Raw genomic sequence first — 6,502 nt, 5'->3', positions numbered from 1 at the left:
TCCCCCCCATAGATGAGGGGAAGCAAGTTTTAAGGAAAACGGCTCACTTCCCCATAGATGGAGGAGGCAAGTTTTAAAGAAACGCGGTCCCCCTCCCCCCCATAGATGAGGGGAAGCAAGTTTTAAGGAAAACGGCTCACTTCCCCATAGATGGAGGAGGCAAGTTTTAAAGAAACGCGGTCCCCCTCCCCCCCATAGATGAGGGGAAGCAAGTTTTAAGGAAAACGGCTCACTTCCCCATAGATGGAGGAGGCAAGTTTTAAGGGAAGCGGCTCACTTCCCCATGGTCTGCATGAGGGAAATGAGCGACGGCAGGAGCACTACTACGAAGATGGCGGGGAAAATGCAGAAGACCAGGGGGAAGACCATTTTTACCGGGGCCTTCATGGCCTGGGTTCTGGCTCTCTGGCGCCTTAGGTCTCTCATGTTTTCGGCCTGGATAACCAGGGTATCGGACATGGAAGCGCCAAGGCGCTCGGACTGCACCACGGACATGACGAAGAGGTATACGTCCTGCACGTCGCAGCGTTTGGCCATGAGCTGCATGGAGCGGCGGCGGGTCATGCCCATTCTTGTATCCCGGAGCATGCGGCGGAATTCATCGATTAAGGGGCCTTCCATCCGTTCCACCACTTTACGCATGGCGCCGTCCAGGGAAAGGCCGGCCTGCACGGAAATGGAAAGGAGGTCAAGCACATCCGGCAGCTGGCGGATGATGAGGTCCTGTCTTTTCCGGATGATATGGTTGAAAACGCCGAAGGGAAGGAGGGCACCGAAGAGGAAGCTGCCCCATACGACGCAGAGACCCTGGACTGTGTCCATGGGGTTCTTTGTGGTGTAATAAAAGCCCATGAGGCCGCAGAAAATCATGGAGAAGAACCAGATGCCCACCACCGGGCGCACCTTCCATATGCCCTGTTTCCCTGCCAGCATGATGCGCTTTTCCATGATTTTGGGCATGGAGGAGGGGGCGAAGTTGGACAGAAATTCCATCACGTGAGCCAGGAGCCGTCCTACGGTACGCTGGTAGAGAGGAATCTTTTTCAGGTCGTCTTCCCCTGTTTCCTCTTCCTCCTCTTCCGTTTCATCGCGGAAGGTATCAAGCCGGCGTTTCACTTCTCTTTCGCCGAACCGTTTCAGCGCCAGCACCGACAAAGCCAGGAAGAAGAAGAGGGCCAGGGCGATGGATATGGAAAGAGCCAGCATGGTTAGTCACCTTCCTCCCAATGACCGCCGGCCTGCTGCATGAATTTCGGAAATTCCACATTGTGGGCCTTGAACTTGGACAGGAACTGGGGCTGCAGGCCTGTGGGCACGAACTGCCCCAGGGCTTTGCCGTTTTCATCGAATCCGGTCTGCTTATAGCGGAAGAGGTCCTGCAGCACGATGACGTCCCCTTCCATTTTCTGTACTTCCGTAATGTAGGTCATCTTACGGGATCCGTCCTGGATACGTTCCTGATGGATGATGAGGTCCAGGGCCGATGAAATCTGGTCCCTGATGGCCCGTACCGGCAGGTCCAGGCCGCTCATGAGCACCATGGTTTCCAGACGGGACAGCACATCCCTCGGGCTGTTGGCGTGGGCGGTGGTAAGGGATCCGTCGTGGCCGGTGTTCATGGCCTGCAGCATATCCAGTGCTTCGCCGCCTCTGACTTCGCCGACGATAATGCGGTCAGGGCGCATACGGAGGGAGTTCTTCACCAGGTCGCGGATGGTCACCGCCCCTTTGCCTTCGATATTGGCCGGGCGGGCTTCCAGCGTCACCACATGGGGCTGCTCCAGCCGGAGTTCCGCCGCATCTTCGATGGTGACGATACGTTCATCATGGGGAATAAAGGAAGACAGCACGTTCAGGCTGGTAGTTTTACCGGAGCCGGTGCCGCCGCTGACCATGATATTCAGCTTTGCCTTCACGCAGGCCCGAAGGAAAATGGCCATCTGCTCCGACAGGGTGCCGAAGGAAATGAGATTTTCCACGGAGAACGGGGTCTTGGAGAACTTACGGATGGTTACGCAGGGTCCGATGAGGGACAGCGGCGGAATCACCACGTTCACACGGGAACCGTCGGGCAGGCGGGCATCTACCAGAGGCGATGCTTCATCTACGTGACGGCCGATTGGCGTCACGATTTTGTCGATAATGCTCATAAGGTGGGCATTATCATGGAACTGGGCCCCCGTCAAATGGAGTTTCCCCATCCGTTCCACGTAAATCTTCTTCGGCCCGTTCACCATGACTTCGGTGACGGAGTCATCCTTCAGGAACGGTTCAATGGGGCCATAACCCAGAATTTCATCGCAGATATCCGATACCAGACGGGCCCGCTCACCTCGGGGCACCACAAAAGGATTGTGCTCCAGCACCCGCTGCACGTAGCCGGAAATCACATTCTCAATGTCCTGGCGGCTGCGGTTCGTGCCGTCCAGAATTTTCTGCTGCTCCGAAGTCATTTCCTCCACAATGGCACGGTGCACATTGAGCTTCAGGGCCTGGTATTCCTCTTCCTTCGCATCCACCGCCCGTCCGGCGAATATATTCTCTTCCTTGACCTCGGCCTTCCCCTTCTCTTCACGGCGCCCCAGACGTTCCAGCAGTGTCACGGTTTACATCCCCTTTGTAGTGAAATAATAGTCAACTTTGTGTTGATTGATTTCTTGGGTCATTCTCAGCATACATGTAGTAAGTAATATCCATTGAATCAGGAATAATAATTCTCAGATTCTTCACCCCCAGTAAAAAGCCTGTGTCATCTGAGTTCTTGCTCAGATGCAGCTCTACCTTTACTGAGTATGGAGGATTCTGCTTTGTTGTATCAGAATCTCGTATTATCTTTTTATCATTATCAACTATCGAGAATTTAATGCTATCATCCGTTAAAAGATATATATGGGTCGTAACCCCCTTATAGTATTTAACATATTCTTGTGCAATCCTATCAAAAGAAGGATCTCTCACCACTATTTCGTTTTGATTATCATCTTTCTGAATTGAAGCCGTTGCAACAGCCGCCTCTCTGGCCATGGACCGTGCCAAATTATTGTAGGTCACCCAGTCACTGAAATACAGGCCAAATAAAGCAATTCCCACCAAAAATGCCATAAAAAGAGGAATCATCAAAGCGAATTCCACGATATCCTGTCCGCCCTGTTTTTTCACGATGGTTCCTCCTTTCGTTCCATATATAAATTGATTCATTATTCTTTGGAAAAACGGCCAATGCACTATTGGCCGCCTTTCCAAAGAACTCCTGCTTGCGCAGAAGCTCTTTGCAATTCACCCCAAAGAACCAAGGATTAAGTTGTAGTACCAGCAGACTGGCTGTTAGCAGCTTCCATAAGGCTGTTCGCATTAGAGAATACGTTGTTAATGCTGTTTGCCAGACCGGCCTGTTTGTAAATCAGCCAGCCAATGCCAACGATAATAGCCAGCATCAGTGCATATTCGACCATGTCCTGGCCTTTTTCACCGAGATAAGGTCTGAAGTAGTAATCATACACCTGTTTTGCTAAGGACATCATAGGAATTCACCCCCTCTCGTTGACTTTCTGCAATCAATGATTATATAAAAAGCCAAAATGGCTTTCTACCGAAATAAAGCTAGACCTTAATATCTACAATTTTTCGGATGATGGCAAAGCCCACAATCACCAGGAATGTAGCTCCAACAATAGCCATCTTTCCTATATCGGTAGTAAGAAGCGGCTCCAGGTATTCCGGTGAAGAAACGTAGAAAAATAAAGCCAATGCCACAGGAATGCAGGCCAATACGATGCCCGACATCTTGCCCTGCGCAGTCAATGTATTCACTTCGCGTCGGATACGGATACGCTCCGAAATGGTATTCCTGATGGTATCCAAAATGGTAGCCAGGTTGCCGCCTACCTGCTGCTGGATGAGAACAGCCGTTATCACCAGGGAGAAGTCAGCACTGCCCACCCTTTCATCCATATCATGGAGAGCCTCATCCAGGGATTTTCCCAGGCTCGTATCTCTCATGACTTTTTCAAACTCCGACGACATGGGCGGTTCCATTTCCCGGGAAATGATTTCCATGGTCTGCAGGAAAGAGAATCCGGCCCGCAGAGAGTTCGCCACCAGAGAGAGACAGTCCGCCAGCTGGCGCTGGAAATTATTGAGACGCTTGGCGATTCTCCGCTGTACGAACACAAAGTCCGCCGCCAGGAAGAGAAGCACCGCCAGAAGGCCGGTGACAGGATTCAAAGTGGCCAGTGCAAAGATGACAAATACCAGAAGGGACAGCCCCGCAGAAATGGCCAGAAATTCCGCCCCCAGCAAAGGAAGCCCCGCCCGCACCATCATCAGATCCAGCCGGCTCCGCCCGGATGTACCGGAGCGCTTCGCCTTCTCCGCAAAAATCTCATGGAGCCGGCTCCGAAGCATCTCAAAGGGAGAAGCCTTTCGTACCACAGAAGGCCGGTACCCGGAGTACATCTGGATACGCTCCGCCATCTCCCTCCTCCGCCGCAGAACTGCCGTAAGGCCAAGGAAGAGAAGAATAAAGAACAGAAAGGCGAAAAGTAATGAAAATAAAAGTATCATCCTGACATTCTCCTTCCTGACTGAATTATAACACGGAGGTAGAAAAAAATTAAAGAGGGAATCATACAAAACAGGGTTCTCAGGTTTGACACGCCTTCGGCGTGAGGGTTGAGGTGGCGCCCATGGGGCCACATGGGCGCCCGGGTTCAAAAGGTTCAGAAGGTTCAAAGGGTTGTGGTGGCGCCCTACGGGCGCAGTTTTATAAAACTAAGATAACGTAAACATTTCTTCCCGCCGCTATCTCTCGTTTCCCCTTGAGGGGAAATGCCACGTAGTGGCAAAAGGGTGTACGAGGTGAAGCACGGTAATGATACTCCATTGTTTACCTGACTGACAATCGGCAGCCATCTCCTCCATGCAGCTTTAGCAAGATTGGCCACCTACGGTGGCCGCCCCTTATCCGGCTGCGCCGGACTTCCCCCTATGCAGGGGGCAGAATAAAACCTCCACGCTTACCTTCTGCATCATGTGGCACAATGCTGAGCGTCCATAGTCCCACCGCTTTAGCGGGGGAAAGGTGGTGCCGACAGGCACCAAAGGGGGCGCCGCCGCAGGCGGCATTCATACTGGCGCCGCAGGCGCCCACCACAACCCTTGGGCCATAGGGCCCGTCAAACCTTTGAACCCTTTGCACCTTCTGAACCCTCACGCCCACCAGGGCGTGTCCATGCAGGCACCAAAGGGGGCCGCCGCTCCAAGGCGGCTTTTATACTGGCGCCACAGGCGCCCACCACAACCCTCATGGCCGAAGGCCGTGTCAAACTTAAGAAACTTAAGCTCCTTCATCCGCGAAGCGGATGTCAAACCTCAGGCCTTCAGGCCTGTCCCCCTTACCTCTCTCGCGCTATCTCATCAGCCATGCTTTCCACGGCCAGGGAGAATGGGTTATTGGGGTCCTGGTCTATGAGCAGTCTGCCGTTATCGGCAGCGGAAGATACAGCCAGATATTCGTTGGGGAGGATATGGGCCACCGGGAAGCCCAGGGCTTTAGAGAAGACTGCTTTTTCTTCCTCCGTACAGGGTGAAACGCGGGTGAACACCGGGCAGACTCTCTCTTTGTAGTCATCCCAGCTGCGGAAGATTTCAAGGGCCCGTTTCATGTGTTCCACTTCGTAGCCGCCGTTCACCATGGCCATGAGCACCGTTTTATCGGACAGTTCGCAGGCCGTACAGGATACGTCGGAGAAGCCGGAAGAGAGATCAAGGAGGACGTAGCGGAAAATGCTTCTGGCCATTTTGATGAGGCTGGTCATACCCTCGATTGTCACCGTTTCCGCCAGGTCCGGCTTAGCGGCGCCGCAGAGGATGGAGAGGTGGTCATTCACCGGTACGAAGTAGGATTTCAAAGTCACCGGGGAAAGGAAGGAGATATCACGCACCGCTTCCACGATGGTGCTTTGGGGCGTGAGGTTGAAGAAAACGGACATATCGCCGAACTGGAGGTCTCCGTCGATGATGGCTACGGACTCCCCTGTCTTCCTTGCCAGGGCAGCGCCCAGGTTGGAAATGAGGGTGGTTTTGCCGCTCTTTCCCTTGGGGCTGAAGAAGGATACCACTTCCGAATGGTGGGCAGCGGCGGAATTCCCCAGGTTCTGGATGGTTTCCCGAAGTTCTTCTCCTGTGAAGGGCTTAATCATGAATCCGCCGGCGCCGGAGCGCATGAGGCGGGACTGGGCTTCGGAATCCCATTTCCGGCTCATGCCTACAATGGCGGTGTGGGGATAGGATTTCTTCAGGTCCGGCAGGAGCGCGCCGTTTCTTTCATTATCAATATCAAGAAGGATGAGCTCCGGCTTAAAGGCCTGCATCTGCCCCAGGGCGTCACCGGCATTCCGGTAGCGGGCGCTCAGGTCGAAGCCCGGTGTATTTTTAATGACGCTGGACAGTCTTTCCAGCATGACCTGGTTTTCTTCAATAAGGACGGTTCTGTATGCCAAAA

6 protein-coding genes are annotated in these 6,502 nt (G+C 53.2%); all 6 read right to left on the bottom strand.

Features of this window, described 5'->3' with window-relative positions; translation table 11 throughout:
- Positions 1-273: 273 nt before the first annotated feature.
- The 6 genes from QZQ29_RS03280 to QZQ29_RS03255 all read right to left on the bottom strand — a co-directional run bounded on the left by QZQ29_RS03280 (position 274) and on the right by QZQ29_RS03255 (position 6,500).
- Positions 274-1,206 (bottom strand): type II secretion system F family protein, encoded by a 933-nt coding sequence (locus QZQ29_RS03280; RefSeq protein WP_296959602.1) that lies wholly within the window; start codon positions 1,204-1,206, stop codon positions 274-276.
- A 2-nt stretch (positions 1,207-1,208) separates the two neighbouring features.
- Positions 1,209-2,603, bottom strand: a complete 1,395-nt coding sequence (locus QZQ29_RS03275) for a CpaF family protein (protein WP_296959599.1) — start codon at positions 2,601-2,603, stop codon at positions 1,209-1,211.
- A 31-nt stretch (positions 2,604-2,634) separates the two neighbouring features.
- Positions 2,635-3,159, bottom strand: a complete 525-nt coding sequence (locus QZQ29_RS03270) for a TadE family protein (protein WP_296959596.1) — start codon at positions 3,157-3,159, stop codon at positions 2,635-2,637.
- Between the two features lie 137 nt (positions 3,160-3,296).
- A complete protein-coding gene (locus QZQ29_RS03265) occupies positions 3,297-3,521 on the bottom strand; it encodes a hypothetical protein (protein ID WP_296959593.1) in 225 nt (74 codons plus the stop codon).
- Positions 3,522-3,600: 79 nt separating this feature from the next.
- The gene (locus QZQ29_RS03260) at positions 3,601-4,473 is read right to left on the bottom strand and encodes a type II secretion system F family protein (RefSeq protein ID WP_296959590.1); all 873 of its coding nucleotides are present in this window, start codon (positions 4,471-4,473) and stop codon (positions 3,601-3,603) included.
- A gap of 920 nt (positions 4,474-5,393) precedes the next feature.
- Positions 5,394-6,500 (bottom strand): response regulator, encoded by a 1,107-nt coding sequence (locus tag QZQ29_RS03255; protein ID WP_296959585.1) that lies wholly within the window; start codon positions 6,498-6,500, stop codon positions 5,394-5,396.
- Between the last annotated feature and the right edge of the window lie 2 nt (positions 6,501-6,502).

Origin of the sequence: uncultured Dialister sp., from assembly GCF_900538805.1 — a bacterium.
In the GTDB taxonomy this organism is placed as follows: Bacteria; Bacillota; Negativicutes; order Veillonellales; family Dialisteraceae; genus Dialister.
The sequence above is the reverse complement of the archived record's forward strand: the minus strand, read 5'-3'. Positions and strand labels throughout refer to the sequence as shown.